The 14,588-nt window shown below is 66.8% G+C and carries 14 protein-coding genes; 8 read left to right on the forward strand and 6 right to left on the reverse strand.

The genetic code is table 11. The features are described 5' to 3' along the window. Positions 1 to 139 precede the first annotated feature (139 nt). Both DACI_RS03770 and DACI_RS03775 read right to left on the reverse strand, forming a co-directional pair. Positions 140 to 1,375 (reverse strand): HD-GYP domain-containing protein, encoded by a 1,236-nt coding sequence (locus DACI_RS03770; protein WP_012202671.1) that lies wholly within the window; start codon positions 1,373 to 1,375, stop codon positions 140 to 142. 74 nt (positions 1,376 to 1,449) lie between these two features. Further along, positions 1,450 to 3,147 carry a methyl-accepting chemotaxis protein gene (locus tag DACI_RS03775; protein ID WP_012202672.1) on the reverse strand — a complete coding sequence of 566 codons (1,698 nt, stop codon included), beginning with the start codon at positions 3,145 to 3,147 and terminating at the stop codon, positions 1,450 to 1,452. 332 nt (positions 3,148 to 3,479) lie between these two features. On the opposite strand from DACI_RS03775, the gene DACI_RS03780 reads away from it, so the two are divergent. From DACI_RS03780 to DACI_RS03815, 8 genes are all read left to right on the forward strand, one after another. Next, positions 3,480 to 3,962 (forward strand): chemotaxis protein CheW, encoded by a 483-nt coding sequence (locus DACI_RS03780; protein WP_012202673.1) that lies wholly within the window; start codon positions 3,480 to 3,482, stop codon positions 3,960 to 3,962. Positions 3,963 to 4,033: 71 nt separating this feature from the next. Next, entirely contained in the window at positions 4,034 to 5,779 is a 1,746-nt protein-coding gene (locus DACI_RS03785) for a methyl-accepting chemotaxis protein (protein WP_012202674.1), read from the forward strand. 152 nt (positions 5,780 to 5,931) lie between these two features. Beyond that, entirely contained in the window at positions 5,932 to 6,609 is a 678-nt protein-coding gene (locus tag DACI_RS03790; RefSeq protein ID WP_012202675.1) for a phosphoglycolate phosphatase, read from the forward strand. A gap of 152 nt (positions 6,610 to 6,761) precedes the next feature. After that, entirely contained in the window at positions 6,762 to 8,057 is a 1,296-nt protein-coding gene (speE, locus tag DACI_RS03795; protein ID WP_012202676.1) for a polyamine aminopropyltransferase, read from the forward strand. 244 nt (positions 8,058 to 8,301) lie between these two features. Next, on the forward strand, positions 8,302 to 8,994 hold the full coding sequence (locus DACI_RS03800) for a hypothetical protein (protein WP_043780549.1): 693 nt from the start codon (positions 8,302 to 8,304) through the stop codon (positions 8,992 to 8,994). A gap of 170 nt (positions 8,995 to 9,164) precedes the next feature. Continuing rightward, entirely contained in the window at positions 9,165 to 9,665 is a 501-nt protein-coding gene (locus DACI_RS03805) for a hypothetical protein (protein ID WP_043780551.1), read from the forward strand. Beyond that, positions 9,643 to 10,329, forward strand: a complete 687-nt coding sequence (locus tag DACI_RS03810; RefSeq protein ID WP_013804692.1) for a response regulator transcription factor — start codon at positions 9,643 to 9,645, stop codon at positions 10,327 to 10,329. The genes DACI_RS03805 and DACI_RS03810 overlap by 23 nt, the downstream gene beginning before the upstream one ends. Further along, complete coding sequence (locus DACI_RS03815) at positions 10,298 to 11,713, forward strand: sensor histidine kinase (RefSeq protein WP_012202679.1); 1,416 nt, start codon at positions 10,298 to 10,300, stop codon at positions 11,711 to 11,713. Before DACI_RS03810 ends, DACI_RS03815 begins: the two co-directional genes overlap by 32 nt. Here DACI_RS03815 and DACI_RS03820 read toward each other — a convergent pair. The 4 genes from DACI_RS03820 to DACI_RS03835 form a co-directional block, all read right to left on the reverse strand. Beyond that, complete coding sequence (locus DACI_RS03820) at positions 11,688 to 12,284, reverse strand: chalcone isomerase family protein (protein ID WP_012202680.1); 597 nt, start codon at positions 12,282 to 12,284, stop codon at positions 11,688 to 11,690. The two genes, DACI_RS03815 and DACI_RS03820, sit on opposite strands and share 26 nt — an antisense overlap. 363 nt (positions 12,285 to 12,647) lie before the next feature. Further along, the gene (locus DACI_RS03825) at positions 12,648 to 13,628 is read right to left on the reverse strand and encodes a CBASS cGAMP-activated phospholipase (RefSeq protein ID WP_012202681.1); all 981 of its coding nucleotides are present in this window, start codon (positions 13,626 to 13,628) and stop codon (positions 12,648 to 12,650) included. Then, positions 13,628 to 14,077: a hypothetical protein gene (locus DACI_RS03830; RefSeq protein ID WP_012202682.1), complete on the reverse strand. Its 450-nt coding sequence runs from the start codon at positions 14,075 to 14,077 to the stop codon at positions 13,628 to 13,630. The genes DACI_RS03825 and DACI_RS03830 overlap by 1 nt, the downstream gene beginning before the upstream one ends. Further along, complete coding sequence (locus DACI_RS03835; RefSeq protein ID WP_012202683.1) at positions 14,074 to 14,469, reverse strand: hypothetical protein; 396 nt, start codon at positions 14,467 to 14,469, stop codon at positions 14,074 to 14,076. Before DACI_RS03835 ends, DACI_RS03830 begins: the two co-directional genes overlap by 4 nt. Positions 14,470 to 14,588 lie beyond the last annotated feature (119 nt).

A 14,588-nucleotide genomic window follows, 5' to 3' on the forward strand; every position in this document is an offset into this window, starting at 1 on the left:
AGCACGATCGCGACAAGTCGCAGGCAGGCAAAACGCGCTTGGGGGCAGAAGGCGCAACTGAGCCGCCAGCCGGGCAGGTGGCCGCCCTGAGGCAGGTTCGTCGCAGACCTGCCGCTGCGCCTGTGCGCAGGGCCCGTTCCTAGGCCTCGTCCTTCCACAGTGCGTCGAGATCGGTGAAGCCCCATTTCTCGGGGTCTTCCCGGCTGGCGATCTTCTCCGTGCACCCAGGCCGGGCCAGGTCCACGGTCTCCGGTGCCATCCGCATGCCGCTGGCCGTGGAATAGAACACCTTGACCTGCGGACAGGTCAGGGACTGGCGGCCAGGGTCGACCACCACCCCCAGCCTGCCCGTGGTCAGCCGCACCAGGGAGCCCACCGGATAGATGCCTATGCTTTTGACGAAGGCCTGGAACACGGTCTTGTCGAAGTGGCCGGCACTCCATTCGGCCATCTTGTGCACCGCCTCCGCAGGGTCCCAGCCGCGCTTGTAGGGGCGGTCCGAGGTGATGGCGTCGTAGACATCGCAGACCGCGCCCATCTTCGCCAGCAGACTGATGTCCTCGCCGCGCAGCCTGTGGGGATAGCCCGTGCCATCCACCTTCTCGTGGTGATGGAGGCACACGTCCAGCACGACCGGGTCATCGACGCCACCGGCCTTGAGCAACTCCAGGCCTCGCGCCGGATGCTCACGCATCTCGTCAAACTCCTGGTCCGTCAGACGCCCGGGTTTGTTCAGGATGGAGGTGGCAATGGCCATCTTGCCGATATCGTGCAGCAGCCCCGCATAGCCTGCCTGGCGTACCTGGTGCGGTGGCAGGTCGAGTTGGCGTGCCAGCACGATCATCAGGGCGCAGACCGCCACCGAGTGCATGTAGGTGTAGTCGTCGCTGGTCTTGAGCCTGGCGATGCTGACCATGGCGCTGGGATTGCGGATGATCGAATCGGACACCTCCGCGACCACGGAGCGGGCCTTGTCCTGGTTGATCGCCTCTCCCATCCGCACCTCGCGGAACATGGCGGTGATCGCCTGCCTGGACTGGTGGCAGATTCTGGCGGCCCGTTTCACCTCCTGCTCGAAGGCAACGGGCCGCAGCTCGCATTCCAACTCGGCCAGCTGCGAGATCTCGGACAGTTGGGCGTCGATCACGGTGTCCACCTGCTCGCGCGAGCGAGACGGCCCGCCTTGCTCGACGTCCAGGCCCTTGGCGGTATCGATCCACACTTCCTGAATGGGGGAGTGCAGGATCCTCGCCAGGTCGGCAGGGTCTTCCAGCTTGAAGCGGCTGCGCCAGAACGGGTGTTCCATCCAGCTGCCGCAAAAGCACTCAAGAAACATGCCCAGCCGCAACTGGCGCACGCTGATTCGCTTGATCATGAACTCGGACCCTGCAACGGTTCACATGGATGCACCATCTTGCCGCCTTTTGCCTGCTTCGGTACGAATTCAGGTCAGAAGGCCGCCCATTCCTCATCCTTGACCTGCGGCTGCGCACGGGCAGGCGACAGGCGTGGCGGCCTGGAGGGCTGCACTTGCCTGGGGGCCGTGGACTGGGCCGTCGCGGCGCGCAGCCCGCCAGGCTGGCTTGCGCCATGCTCGGGATGCATCTTGAAGGTGGAGACGATCTGCGCCAGGGCGGCGGCCTGCTGTTCCAGGCTGCCTGCAGCGGCCGAGCTTTGCTCGACCAGCGCCGCATTCTGCTGCGTCATCTGGTCGAGCTGGCTCACCGCCTCGCCCACCTGACGGATGCCCACCGCCTGCTCGGCCGATGCGCTGGAGATCTCGCTGATCATGGTGTCCACGCTGCGCACCTGCTCCACGATGCGGCCCATCTGCTCGCCGGCCCGTGTGGCCACCTCGGTGCCCTGCTCGACCTTTTGCAGGTTGGCACCGATCAGCTCCTTGATTTCCTTGGCGGCCGTGCCCGAGCGCTGGGCCAGCGCGCGCACCTCGCTGGCGACCACCGCGAAGCCCCGGCCCTGCTCACCGGCCCGCGCGGCCTCCACGGCCGCGTTGAGCGCCAGGATATTGGTCTGGAAGGCAATGGAGTCGATGACGTTCGTGATCTCGGCAATCTTGCGTGAGGCCTCCGAGATGTCCTGCATGGTGTGCACCACCAGGGCCACGGACTTGCCCCCCTCGACAGCGGAGGCCGAGGCGGCCGAGGCCACCTTGTTGGCCTGCTGGGCCGTGTCTGCATTCGTGCGCACCGTGGCCGTGAGTTCCTCCATCGAGGCAGCCGTTTCCTCAAGGTTGCTGGCCTGCTGCTCGGTGCGCTGGCTCAGGTCCAGGCTGCCAGAGGCGATCTCGCTCGATCCCGTGGCAATGGAGTCGCTGCTCTGGCGTACACGGCCCATGATTTCGCGCAGCTTGTCGTTCATGCTGCTCATGGCGGAGAGCAACTGGGCTGGCTCGTCCTTGCCCTGTACCACGATGTTGGCCGTGAGGTCGCCGTGCGCCACGGTGTCCACCACCGAGACCGCCATGCGCAGGGGCTCGGTGATCGAGCGCGTGATCGCCCAGGCCAGCACGGTACCCAAGGCCACAGCCAGTGCGGCCAGGCCGCCGAGCAGGTACAGCGCCAGGTGGTAGTCCTTCTCGGCCTGCTCGGTGGCCTTGCGCCCGCCTTCCTGGTTCAGCGCGATGTCCTGGCCCACGACGTCCATGAGCTGGGCAAAGGCCTGTGCGGCGTCGCCCGTGGCCCAGGCGCGCGCCTGGGCCGCCTGCTCGGGGCCCGCACTGGACAGCTCCACCGTCTTGCGGTCAGCGGCGCGGACCGTATCCCACAGCACCACCATCCTGTCATACAGCTGCCGCTCCTCGGGTGAGGACACCAGCTTTTCATAGACGACCAGCTCCGACTCCAGGGACTTTTGGGCCTGCAGCAGCAGGTTCTCCTGGGCGCGCTTGCTTTGCGCGTCCACCTCGATCACGTGGCTCAGCCCCGCGCGCCGTGCCGCGTTGGCCGTGGCCCGGATCGAGGCCAGCACATTGGTGGAGGGCAGCCAGTTCGTGCCCAGGTCGTTGGCATTGAACTGGACCCGGGCGATCTGCAGGGAGCCGATACCCGCCACCATGCTCAACAAGAGCAAAAGCAGGGTAAAGGCAACGATGAGCCTTGTGCGGATGGACAGAAGTCGGAGGAACATGGGGTCTCCTGGGAGGCGGTTGGAAAGATCTTCGATCAATATGATGTAAATGATTGTTTCCCCTGGCTTAAACGCAGCTTAAGAAATCAAATTTATCAATTTAATTCTGCGTGGCCCTTGCCACCGAGATCCGGTTCCGCTGGAGCCGCCACGCAGTCCTCTTCCTCTGATCTGACCAATCGCCGCAGCCCTTTGGCGCCGGGCGAAGCCTTCCGCCTGACGTGCACGACGAAGCATCAGCGACCAAAGTTGTAACAGTAGGTTGTGTTCGTTGGTGCTCTCTGCTAAATTTTTATCAAATTCATCAAATAAATTTGATTGGAGTGATAAAAATGTCGCACACACTGAAAACCGAAACCACCAGGCAATGGCTCTCCTTCCGCGTGGACGATGAGGAGTTCGGCATCGACCTGCTGCAAGTGCAGGAGATCCGGTCCTATGAGTCGCCCATGCGCATTGCCAATGGCCCCGCCTACTTCAACGGCGTGCTGGAACTGCGCGGAGAGGTCATCCCCGTCATCGATCTGCGGCTCAGGCTGGGTCTGGCGCACAAGCAGTACGACGCCTGCACCGTGACCATCATGCTGCGCCTGCCTGGCGGAGTGACGGGCATGGTGGTGGAGGGGGTCACCGACGTGGTGACGCTCATGCCGCAGGACCTGCGCGCCGTGCCCGATATGGGCGGGGGCCTGGTCAATGACTGCCTTCTCGCCCTGGGCGTGCTCGATGAGCGTTCGCTGCTGCTCATCGATGCCCACCGGCTCTTGTCGCCGGCAACAGCAACAGCAGCCCTGCCGTACTGCGCTGCGAACTGAGCCATGTGCTCCGGCACGCCCCCCTTCCCCGCCCGTACATCGCAATTTGCCCACCCCACTGGAGACGCGTCATGAATCCTCGCTTCTGGACTGTCAAGACCAAACTTTCCGCGGCCTTCACTTGCCTGGCGCTGCTCACCATGGTGGTGTCCCTGCTGGCCCTGCAGGCTCTGAGCGAGGCAAATCTGAATCTTGTCCGCTTCGTCGAAGGCATCAACGCCCGTGCGCACCTGGCAGAGAAGGTTCGCACAGCCGTGGACCGCCGGGCGATCGCGGCGCGCAACCTGGTGCTGGTGTCCTCCCCTGAGGACCTGGCGGCGGAGAAGGAGGCGGTGACCTCCGCACAAGCCGACGTTCGCACCTGGCTGGCCGAACTCCAGGCCAAGGTGGCTTCGCCGGAAGTTGCGGCCGATGCACGCGATCTGGTCGCCAAAATTGCGGGCGTGGAACAGCGCTATGGACCGGTCGCGACCGACATCGTGGCCCTGGCTCTGCAAAACCAGAAGGAGGCAGCGATCCGCAAGATGAACGAAGAGTGCCGGCCCTTGTTGGCGCAGCTGATCGAGGCCACCCGCCAGTACAGTGAACTGACCGGCGCCCGTTCACAGCAGATGATCGAGCAGGCCGCACAGGCCTACGCGCACCGCAGAAACATACTGATCGCCGCCAGCGTCATGGCCTTTGTCCTGGCTGTGCTGATGGGGCAACTGATAGCACGCGGCCTGACGCGCGCCCTGGGTGCGGAGCCGGCACAACTGGGCGACGTTGCGCAACAGATTGCCCAGGGCAATCTCAGCCCTGAATTGCTTCGCCACCAAGCCCCTGAAGGCAGCGTCCAGGCATCGCTCAATGCCATGCTCAAGAGTCTGGTCTCTGTCGTCCATGAAGTTCGCAACAATGCCGACGGGGTCGCCGGCGGCAGCACGGAAATCGCCAATGGCAATGCCGACTTGAGCCAGCGCACCGAACAGCAGGCCAGTGCCTTGCAGGAGACCGCAGCGTCGATGGAGCAGCTGTCGACCACCGTCAAGCAAAACGCGGACAACGCCAGGCAGGTCAATCAACTCGCCTTGGGGGCAAGCCAGGTGGCCACCAAGGGCGGCGGCTCCGTGCAGGAGGTCGTCAATGCGATGCAGGACATCAGCGAAAGCTCGCGCCAGATTGGCGAAATCGTGGGCGTGATCGACGGCATCGCGTTCCAGACCAACATCCTGGCGCTCAACGCCGCGGTCGAGGCGGCCCGCGCGGGCGAGCAGGGAAAAGGCTTTGCCGTGGTGGCCGGTGAGGTGCGCAACCTGGCGCAGCGCAGCGCGCAGGCAGCCCGGGAGATCAAGCAGCTCATCGCCACCAGTGCCACACGCGTCAAACAGGGGACCGAGCTGGCTGACCAAGCCGGAGCCACCATGGCGGAAGTGCTGCATTCCATCCAGCGCGTGACGGATCTCATGGGTGAGATCAGCAGCGCCAGTGATGAGCAAAGCGCGGGGGTGGCGCAGGTCGGCAAGGCCGTCAGCCAGATGGACCAGGTAACGCAGCAAAATGCGGCGCTGGTGGAGGAAAGCGCGGCGGCAGCGGCCAGCCTCAGAACGCAGGCACAGCAGCTGGTGCAGGCCGTGTCGATCTTCCAGCTGGGAGGCCATGCGGCACAGCCTGCCTCGACACCGCCGCTGTCGCAGCCGACGGTGCGGGCGCGCAATCCGGCACCCGCGAAAGCAGCGCTCCCCGCCCGCCAGGCTGCCCGGCCCGTGCTGCGCCCCGTGAGCCCTGCGCACAAGCAGGCGCAAGCGCAGGAGCAGGACGACTGGGTGTCGTTCTGATCAACGGCCCCTTGCGTGCGCCGGGGTGCGGGGCCGCCGCCATGCCGGGTCTGCCAGGGGCTGCAGGGCCCAAGTCCAGGGTCCGCGCAAGTTCTGATATTTTCAGCGCTGTTCCTGCGCAGGCAGCCCCCGGCTTTCGACACCCCCATTTCATGATTTCAAACTTCATTCCGTTGAACCCACAGCAACTGGACGCCGCCATCGTTGATCTCGACGGCACCATGGTCAACACCCTGGGCGACTTCGCCGAAGCCCTCAACCGCATGCTGGCGGACCTGCAACTGCCGGCCATCGCCCCGCAGGCCATCGAGACCATGGTGGGCAAGGGTTCGGAGCACCTGATCCGCTCGGTGCTGGCCCATGTGGGCGCGGCCGATGTGGATGCCATCTACGGCCAGGCCTGGCAGCGCTACGAGCACCACTACCTGCAGCTCAACGGCCAGTTCGCCGAGGTCTATCCGGGCGTGCTCGAAGGCCTGCAGGCCCTGCGCGCACGCGGCCTGCGGCTGGCCTGCCTGACCAACAAGCCGCTGTCCTTCGCGCAGCCGCTGCTGGCACAAAAGGGCCTGGCGCCGCTGTTCGAGCAGGTCTTCGGCGGGGACTCCTTCGAGCGCAAGAAGCCCGACCCGCTGCCCCTGCTCAAGACCTGCGAGGCCCTGGGCACCTCCCCCGCACGCACGCTGATGCTGGGCGACTCCAGCAACGACGCCCAGGCCGCGCGCGCCGCAGGCTGCCCCGTGGTGCTGGTCAGCTACGGCTACAACCACGGCCAGCCCGTGCGCCAGGTCGATGCCGACGGCTTTGTCGACGCGCTGACCGAGCTGGCCTGACCTGCCGGGGCTCGGTGCCGGTGTTGTTGAGAGAAGAATGAGGTTTGGCGGCGGTTAACGCACTTTGGTGGTGCGATTTATGTTTTTGCTAGAGTCGTCTGCTTTGCCATCCTGGCCGCGATCCGGCCACAGACAAGGAGGAAGCACGCCACATGCACGGACTGCACCTGACCGCCGATCTCTACCAATGCCAGGGCGACGCGCGCCACATGCTTGACGCCGACGCCATCGCCGCCCTGTGCCGCGCACAGACCGCGCAGGCCGGCCTGACCCTGGTGGAGGACCGCTGGGTCAAGTTCCCGGACTACCAGGGCCAGCCCGGCGGCGTCACCGGCACCGTGCTGCTGGCCGAATCGCACCTGGCCATACACACCTGGCCCGAGACCGGCTGCGTCACCGTCGATGTCTACGTCTGCAACTTCTCCGCCGACAACTCGGGCAAGGCCCGCGCGCTGATGGAGGGCGTGATCGCCGCCTACGCGCCGGGCCGCGTGGTGCGCCAGCACCTGATGCGCGGCGACATCGGTTCCGGCGCCCAGGCCACGGCGGCGGCCGATGAGGGCGATTGGGCGCTGGAGGCGCTCACGCCCCATGCGCGCTTTGGCTGGCGCGCCACGCGGCGCGAAACCGTGCAGACGCCCCATCAGGAACTGGAGCTGCTGCACACGCCGCAGTTCGGCAAGGTGCTGCGCCTGGATGGCCGCTTCATGACCTCCGAAGGCGAGGAATTCTTCTACCACGAGGCCCTGGTCCATCCCGCTGCCCTGGCCCACCCGGCGCCGCGCAAGGCGCTGATCCTGGGCGGTGGTGATGGCGGCGCGGCCGAGGAGCTGCTCAAGCACCCGTCCATGGAGCAGGTGGTGGTGGCCGAGCTGGACGAGGCCGTGGTCCAGGCTGCGCGCACGCACCTGCAGCAGGTGCACTGGGGCGTGTTCGATGACCCGCGCCTGCAACTGCGCATCGGCGATGGGATGGCCATGGTGGAGCGCACCGAGGAGCGTTTCGACCTCGCGCTCATGGACCTCACCGACCCCGACACGCCTGCCAGCGCGCTGTACTCCGACCAGGCCCTGGCGCGCATGAAGCGCGTGCTGGCGCCGGGCGGCGCCCTGGTGCTGCACCTGGGCAGCCCCGTCTTCCATGGCGAGCAGGTGGCGCGGCTGGTGGCCAGCCTGCGCGAGCGCTTTGCCATCGTGCGCTGCTACGGCCTGTACATCCCCCTGTACGGCGCCTACTGGGGCCTGGCCGTGGCCTCCGACACGCTGGACGCGGCGGCGCTGCCCCCCGCCCAGCTGCGCCAGCGCCTGGCCGAGCGCCGCCTGCCCGACCTGCGCTACTACAACGCCGAAGTGCACCCCGCACTGTTCGCGCTGCCCAACTATTACCGCGACCTGGTGCAGCCCGCGCCCCTGGCGGCGCTGCCCGCGCGCGCGGTCCGCGTCGCCTGAGCCCAGCCCGTTCTGGCAACGGTCCGAGCCCGGCCCGCCCTGGCCGGGCTGCGGTGGCAACTGCGTGCCCGGCAGGGCAAATTTGACACAGTGCTGCAATCTGGTGGCAAGTCTGCTGTAATGAAAAACGGCGGGAAGGCCTGTGCGCCCGCCATTTTTTCGGCCTCCCTGGTAAGTATTTCCGGGATATTGCGTGCTTGCAAGAACCATATCAACAGATAAGCGCCAGACGCCCTGTATCAAAATGACTGCTTCCCTTTCAAAAACAAGAATATCCGCGTCCAAATTCCATGATGATTCCTTGCTGCGGATTTGGAATTGGGCTTTGTTGGCGGGACTGGTATTGAGTTTCCCCCTGAGCTTTGTATTGCCGCAAAGCCTGAGCTGGGAAAATGGATTCCTGGAGAATATCCAGGCCGTGACCCTGCTGCTGGGCATGGTGGCGGCCCTGGTTGCGGCGCGGCGGCAAAAGGGCTCCCTTGCAGCGCCCCTGTGGTGGATCGCCTCCCTGTTCTGGCTGGCCTTTCTGGGGCGTGAACTGGCCTGGGGCGCGGCTTTCCTGCCCAGCCTGGAGGCTGGCAAGTGGGGGCCGGTGATCAGCTCCCAGGCGCTGTGGTACCGGCCCGCCGTCAAATGGGTGGTGGGGGCCATGCTGCTGCTGTGCTGCTATTGGTTTGTGCGCCATGGTGTCTGGAACAAGGTCATCAAGCGCCTGGTGCGCGAAAATGCGCTGCCGATATTCAGCCTGGCGATATTTGTCGCGGCCATGGTGATCTCCACCAATGCGGAAGGTCATGGCTTCATTGTCCTGCAGCAATGGTTTGATTATCAGGTGATCGTGCTGGAGGAGCTGGTGGAGACCTTTGGCTATATGGCACTGTGGCTGGCGCAGTGGGCGCTGGTCAGGTATGTTGCTGGCTGGCGGGAAGATATTTGAGCCGATATTGATCAAACCGGCCGCCTGCATATTCCCGGTGTAATGGGGCAGATTCAGGGGCCGGTAAGTCGCCAGTAAGACGCAATCGAGGAGCATGGCCGTTTTCCCCGCAGGTTTGCCGCTCTCGCGGCGGACCGACGGAGCCTGAAACGACAGAACGTGCCATCGCAATGCAAGCCTCCATCTACCAGGACGTGATAGGTATCCAGGCGGCGGGCCAGGCGTATTCCCTGGGTTCGCGCTTCCAAGAATGCAGCCAGCACCGTGCCGTGCGGCTGGAGACGATCTTCGAGCTGGTCATCCTCAAGTTCCGCGAGGACCTGCTGCAGGCGCTGGCCGAGGAGCCGCCAGGCCCCGCACGCCACCTGCGCGCCTACGTGCGCTGCGTCTGCGACCATGCCCTGTCCCGCCAGCGCGGCCAGAAGACGGCCGCACAGTTGCTGACCCGCGCAAGATTCCAGAACATATGGTTTGATTTCGTGGACGCGGCCTGCGCCGACGATCTGGTGTCCGAGGACATTGCCCTGCAATGCCGCGCCATGGTCGAGGACCTGTGGGTCATCCATGTGCTGGTCGAGCCCATGGCGCCGCAGCGCATCACCGGGATCAGGGAGCATTTGCTGTCCCTGTGCGGCAACGACGGAAACCATGAATCGCATCGCATTAATTGAGGACCATGCCAGGCTGGCCACGCTGGTCAGCCGCTCGCTGGCCAACTCCGGCATAGAGACCGATGTCTTCCACCAGATCTCCACGGCCTGGCTGGCCCTGCAGGACATCGACTACGGCGTGATCGTCATCGACCGCGGCCTGCCCGATGGCGACGGCCTGCAACTGGTGCAGCGCCTGCGCGCCGCGGGCCGCTCCACGCCCTGCCTGATGCTCACGGCCCGTGACGCACTCAGCGACCGCGTGGGCGGCCTGGAGGCCGGTGCCGACGACTACCTGACCAAGCCCTTTCCCATGGAAGAACTGATCGCCCGCGTGCGCGCCCTGCTGCGCCGCCCGGCCCTGGTGCAGGAGCTGGCGCCGCAGCTGGGCGACATCAGCATCAGCCCGCAGCAGGCCTGCATGCACTGCGCGGGCTCGGCCATCGCGCTGCCGCCGGCGGAGCTGCAGATCATGCTCAGCCTGGTGCGCAAGGCCGGCGCCACGGTGCGCCGCTCCACGCTGGAGGCGGCGGCCTGGGGCATGAGCAGCGTGGTCACGCCCAATGCCCTCGATGTGGCCCTGCACCGGCTGCGCCGCAAGCTGGCCGCGGCCGGCTCGTGCATGGAAATCGTCAACATCCGGGGTCAGGGCTATGCGCTTCGCGAACCTTTGCTGGCCCGGTAGCCTGCGCTCGCGGCTGCTGGCCGTCTATGGGTTGAGCATGGTGTTCAGCGCGCTGCTGGTCGGCGCGCTGGTGATCCTCGTCGCCAAGCCCTTCGACAGCTACGCGCTGCAGCGCGGCATGGGGCATGCGGCCGAGAAGCTGGCCGAATGGGTGAGCTTCGATGCCCGGGGCGTGCCCCAGGGTTTCAGCGAGCGCGAACTCAAGGCCTGGATGCTGACCAGCCTGGGCGAGGAAATGCAGCTGCGCATCACCGACGCCCGCGGCCGCGTGGTCTTCGCCCCCAACGGCGAAATGCAGCCGCTGACGCAGACCGGCCAGGGCTTCGACCCCGAGCTCAAGGCCTTTGCCTACGAGCGCGGCGGCGTGGTCATGCGCGCGGGCACGGCCACGCTGGTCCACGATGGCACGACGTGGCACGTGCAGATAGCCGTCAGCGACCGCATGGTGGACTGGCTGTGCGAATCGGTGGGCCTGCCCGCGCTGTGGCGCGGCATGGTGGCCATCGGCGTGGTCTTCCTGGTCGTGTTCCTGTTCTCCACGCACCGCACGCTGCAGCGCATGCTCAGGCCGCTGGGCGTGGCCGCGCAGGATGCGCAGCGCATCACCCCGCAGACGCTGGGCACGCGCCTGCAGCCCAAGGATCTGCCGCGCGAGTTCGCTCCCCTGGTCGAGGCCTTCAACCATGTGCTGGACCGGCTGCAGGCCGGCTTCAGGAACCAGCAGGAATTCCTGTCCATGGCCGCGCATGAGCTCAAGACGCCTCTGGCCCTGATGCGCGTGCAGATCGAGCTGGAGCCCGAGGACCGGCGCAGCCCCGAGCTGCTCAAGGACGTGGACCACATGGCGCGCCAGGTCCAGCAGCTGCTGCACCTGGCCGAGGTCTGCGAACACCAGCGCTACCGCATGGAAGACATTGCGCCGGCCGACATCATTGGCGAGGTCTGCGACTTCATGGCCCGCGCCTCCGAAAAATGCGGCGTGCACATCCACTGCGAGGTCAAGGACGATGCCCCTGCCTGGCGTGCCGACCGGGGCGCGCTCTTCGTGCTGCTCAAGAACCTGATCGAGAACGCCGTGCAGCACAGCCCGCAGGGCGCCACCGTCACCGTGAAGGCCTGCGGCCTGGGCTTTTCGGTGCTGGACCAGGGCCGTGGCGTGCCGCCCGAGGACCTTCCGCGCATCTTCGAGCGCTTTTGGCGCAGCAGCGAGCGGCGCGACCTGGGCGCAGGCCTGGGCCTGCCCATCTGCCTGGAGATTGCGCGCGCCCACGGCTGGACGCTCACGGCCCTGCCCGGTGCCACGGGGCTGGAGATCCAGGCGCGCTTTGCCGGGCCGGTGCAGGAGCCCGCGCAGCCGTTCAACCGCCCAGCAATGCCTTCTTGAGCTGCTCGTCGGCCGGGTGCGGGCCCAGCCAGATGCCCAGCAGCGCCTGGAAGAACTCGGGCTCCTGGAAGGGCGCGCCCTGGGCCTGGCCCTTGACGAAGACCTGGGCACCCTGGCCCGGCACCCAGTCCACCGAGAAGTTCTCGCCTGGCAGCAGCTTCTTGTGCTGCGTGAAGATGTCGCTCATGCGCAGCACGCCGGGCACCAGGCGCGAGAAGCGGGCGCGCTCCATGTTGTCCTCGATGCCGCGCGCGAACAGCTTGCCCAGCTCGGCCGAATCGATCTCGCGCAGCATGGTCACGCTCACGCGCTTGGGGCCGGGCAGGGCCGCGATCTCCTGCAGGCTGGCGGCCGGCTTTTCCAGGTACAGGCCGGCCGTGTAGACCTTGAAGATGGCCTTGTAGCGAATGCCCGCGCCATTGAGCTGCAGCGTCTGGCCGCCCACCCCCGCCTGGGCGGGATAGGCCACGCCCGCGACGGTGCGCGGCGGCTCCTGGGCTGTGGCGGCCAGCGGCATCGCCAGCGCCATGGCCAGGGCGGCTGTCTTCATCCAGCGGGGCAAGGCGGTCATGGTGTCTCCTGCGGGGGGCTGCGGCCCGGTTGCGGTTTGTTACGTCCGGGCGAGATGTTGTGGGGATTGGAGAGGGGTGGCAACAGGGTTTTCGCGGGCCGGTGGATGGCGCTGCTTTGGCGGCGTTTCCGCGCTGAGTCTCTTTGCAAGCCCCTGTCGGGGCGTTTCTTTTCGAGGCCGGGTTTCGGCCCGGCGGCCGACTCACTTTCTTGTCTCGCTACAAGAAAGTGAGCAAAGAAAAGCGCCCGAATGTCCGCGACCCCTTCGCTGCGCTGCGGGGCAGGCGCGGGCAGCGCGGACATACGGGGAGTGGGTGCGGGCCTTCGCTGCGCTCGGCCGGGTGGGCGAGAAGCCTTGGGCGTTTCAGCCCAGGACGTTCTTCAGCAGCGTCTTCTCCTGCTCCGTGAGGGCGGCGATGCATTCGTCGCCCAGGGCCTGCAGCAGCCGGGTGCTGTCGGCGTTGGCGATGTCCAGGCCCAGGCGCTTTTGCTGGGCTGCGGGCTGCGTGAAGTTCAGGCGCAGGTAGCTGCTGGTGCCCAGTTCCTGGCGGGCCGCCTTGACGGCCTGGACCTCCTGGGCGGCCATGACCAGGTCCAGCAGGGGCTTGACCAGGGTCAGCCCGCGCCGGGGCATGGCCACGGGGTCCTGGCCCTGCTGGGGGTTGGCGGTGCCTACGCTGATCATCACGATGTCGGCGGCCGGCCCCCAGAGCTGGCGGGCGGCCTGCAGGGCCAGCAGGTCGGGCGCGTTGGCGGCGAGTCCGCCGTCCACGAAGACATGGCCTGCTGCGGCGTGCGCGGGAAAGTAGGTGGGGGCGGCCGATGAGGCCAGCATGGCGTCCATCAGCGTCAGGCCCAGCCGGTCCCTGTCGGGCAGGGCGCCGCTGGCCAGCAGGTGCAGCTGCGATGAATTCCAGTTCACGGCGGGCAGCAGCAGCGGCACCTGCAGTTGCCCCAGGGCGGACTGCTCCGCTTGCGGCATGGCCTCCTTGATCGCTGCGCGCAGCGGGGCGCTGTCATAGAGCGCCTTGCCCATGGCCTGGCGCAGGCCGGGCAGCCATTTGGAGGGAAAGATGGCGGGGCCGTGGTCCAGCAGCAGTTGCTTGATGCGCGCGGGCTGGCAGCCGCTGGCCAGGGCGGTGGCGATGATTGCGCCGATGGAGGTGCCGGCGAACAGGTCCACTTTCTCCAGCAGGTCGCCGTTGCCGAATTCGCGGTGGATGCGCTCCAGCACATGGGCGCTGAACAGGCCGCGATAGCCGCCGCCCGACAGGCTCAGGATGACCCGGCGCCGGCGCAGGCCCTGGCGCACCGCGCTGGACAGGGGCGGTACGTCGAAGTCCATCACAGCGCGTGCACGGCAACGCCCCGGGCGGCGGCCTGCGTCAGGTAGAGGTTGGCGGGCTCGGTGTAGCAGACCTTGAGCAGGTCGGCCGTGGCGATGAGCAGCCGCAGGTCCTGCGCCAGGGGCGCCGTGCCCCGCGGGCCCTGGCTGTCCAGCGGCGCGAAGTTGCGCCATTCGATGAAGCGCTCCAGCACCTTGTTGTCCACGCTGGTCAGCATGGAGGCGCCTTCGGCCCGCAGGTTGGCATACAGCGCGTCGAGCAGGGAGAACCATTCGTTGCGGTCGCGCAGGTCATGGAATGCCTCGGCCACGGCCGCCTTGGCGATGGCCATGGACAGGTCGCTGACGATGCAGTCCAGCGGCCGGATGGTGGAGAACCACTCCAGGGTTGCGGGCTCCTGGTTCGCCATCCACAGCAGGCAGCGGGGACCCAGCAGGTAGCGGCTCATCGCGCGCGCCGGGCGGGTACGTCGATATCGCCGCGCGCCCCGGACATCTGCGCAGCGGACAGATCCACGGCCTGGCGCGGCAGCGGCAGGGACCGGCAGATGTCGGCCACCGTGCGGGGGGCGCGCTCGTTGGCGGACAGGGCCACCATGTGCTCCTCGCTGACGATCACGTAGCGCTTGCGGCCCTGGGAGATGAGGGCCACCCCGTCGTGATCGGCCTGTTTGAGCACCGCGCCGTACTGCGCCTTGAAGACCGAGATCGGCATGGGCGTGGTGTTGCGCGGCATGGCCGAGCCGACCTGATGGCTCAGGTCCCGCAGGGCGCGGTTCAGCGGGTCGCGTTCGCCCTCGGGCAAGGCAGCGTCGGTGCGGGCGGAGAAATGGGACGGCATGGTCGACCTTTCTGGTCAGGTTGTGCTGCCATTGTTGGTCAGGCTGACCAGGGTGTCAATTGTGGCCATGGCAGGCCCCTGCGGCGACCCCGCAAGGCGCCGGTCCGCACTTGTACCCA

The sequence above is a fragment of the Delftia acidovorans SPH-1 genome (assembly GCF_000018665.1).
GTDB classification, from domain to species: Bacteria; Pseudomonadota; Gammaproteobacteria; order Burkholderiales; family Burkholderiaceae_C; genus Comamonas; species Comamonas acidovorans.

Coding starts and splice junctions, on each gene's coding strand:
- DACI_RS03770 (WP_012202671.1), bottom strand. CDS start 1,375: ATGATCAAGCGAATCAGCGTGCGCCAGTTGCGGCTGGGCATGTTTCTT.
- DACI_RS03775 (WP_012202672.1), bottom strand. CDS start 3,147: ATGTTCCTCCGACTTCTGTCCATCCGCACAAGGCTCATCGTTGCCTTT.
- DACI_RS03780 (WP_012202673.1), top strand. CDS start 3,480: ATGTCGCACACACTGAAAACCGAAACCACCAGGCAATGGCTCTCCTTC.
- DACI_RS03785 (WP_012202674.1), top strand. CDS start 4,034: ATGAATCCTCGCTTCTGGACTGTCAAGACCAAACTTTCCGCGGCCTTC.
- DACI_RS03790 (WP_012202675.1), top strand. CDS start 5,932: ATGATTTCAAACTTCATTCCGTTGAACCCACAGCAACTGGACGCCGCC.
- speE (WP_012202676.1), top strand. CDS start 6,762: ATGCACGGACTGCACCTGACCGCCGATCTCTACCAATGCCAGGGCGAC.
- DACI_RS03800 (WP_043780549.1), top strand. CDS start 8,302: ATGACTGCTTCCCTTTCAAAAACAAGAATATCCGCGTCCAAATTCCAT.
- DACI_RS03805 (WP_043780551.1), top strand. CDS start 9,165: ATGCAAGCCTCCATCTACCAGGACGTGATAGGTATCCAGGCGGCGGGC.
- DACI_RS03810 (WP_013804692.1), top strand. CDS start 9,643: ATGAATCGCATCGCATTAATTGAGGACCATGCCAGGCTGGCCACGCTG.
- DACI_RS03815 (WP_012202679.1), top strand. CDS start 10,298: ATGCGCTTCGCGAACCTTTGCTGGCCCGGTAGCCTGCGCTCGCGGCTG.
- DACI_RS03820 (WP_012202680.1), bottom strand. CDS start 12,284: ATGACCGCCTTGCCCCGCTGGATGAAGACAGCCGCCCTGGCCATGGCG.
- DACI_RS03825 (WP_012202681.1), bottom strand. CDS start 13,628: ATGGACTTCGACGTACCGCCCCTGTCCAGCGCGGTGCGCCAGGGCCTG.
- DACI_RS03830 (WP_012202682.1), bottom strand. CDS start 14,077: ATGAGCCGCTACCTGCTGGGTCCCCGCTGCCTGCTGTGGATGGCGAAC.
- DACI_RS03835 (WP_012202683.1), bottom strand. CDS start 14,469: ATGCCGTCCCATTTCTCCGCCCGCACCGACGCTGCCTTGCCCGAGGGC.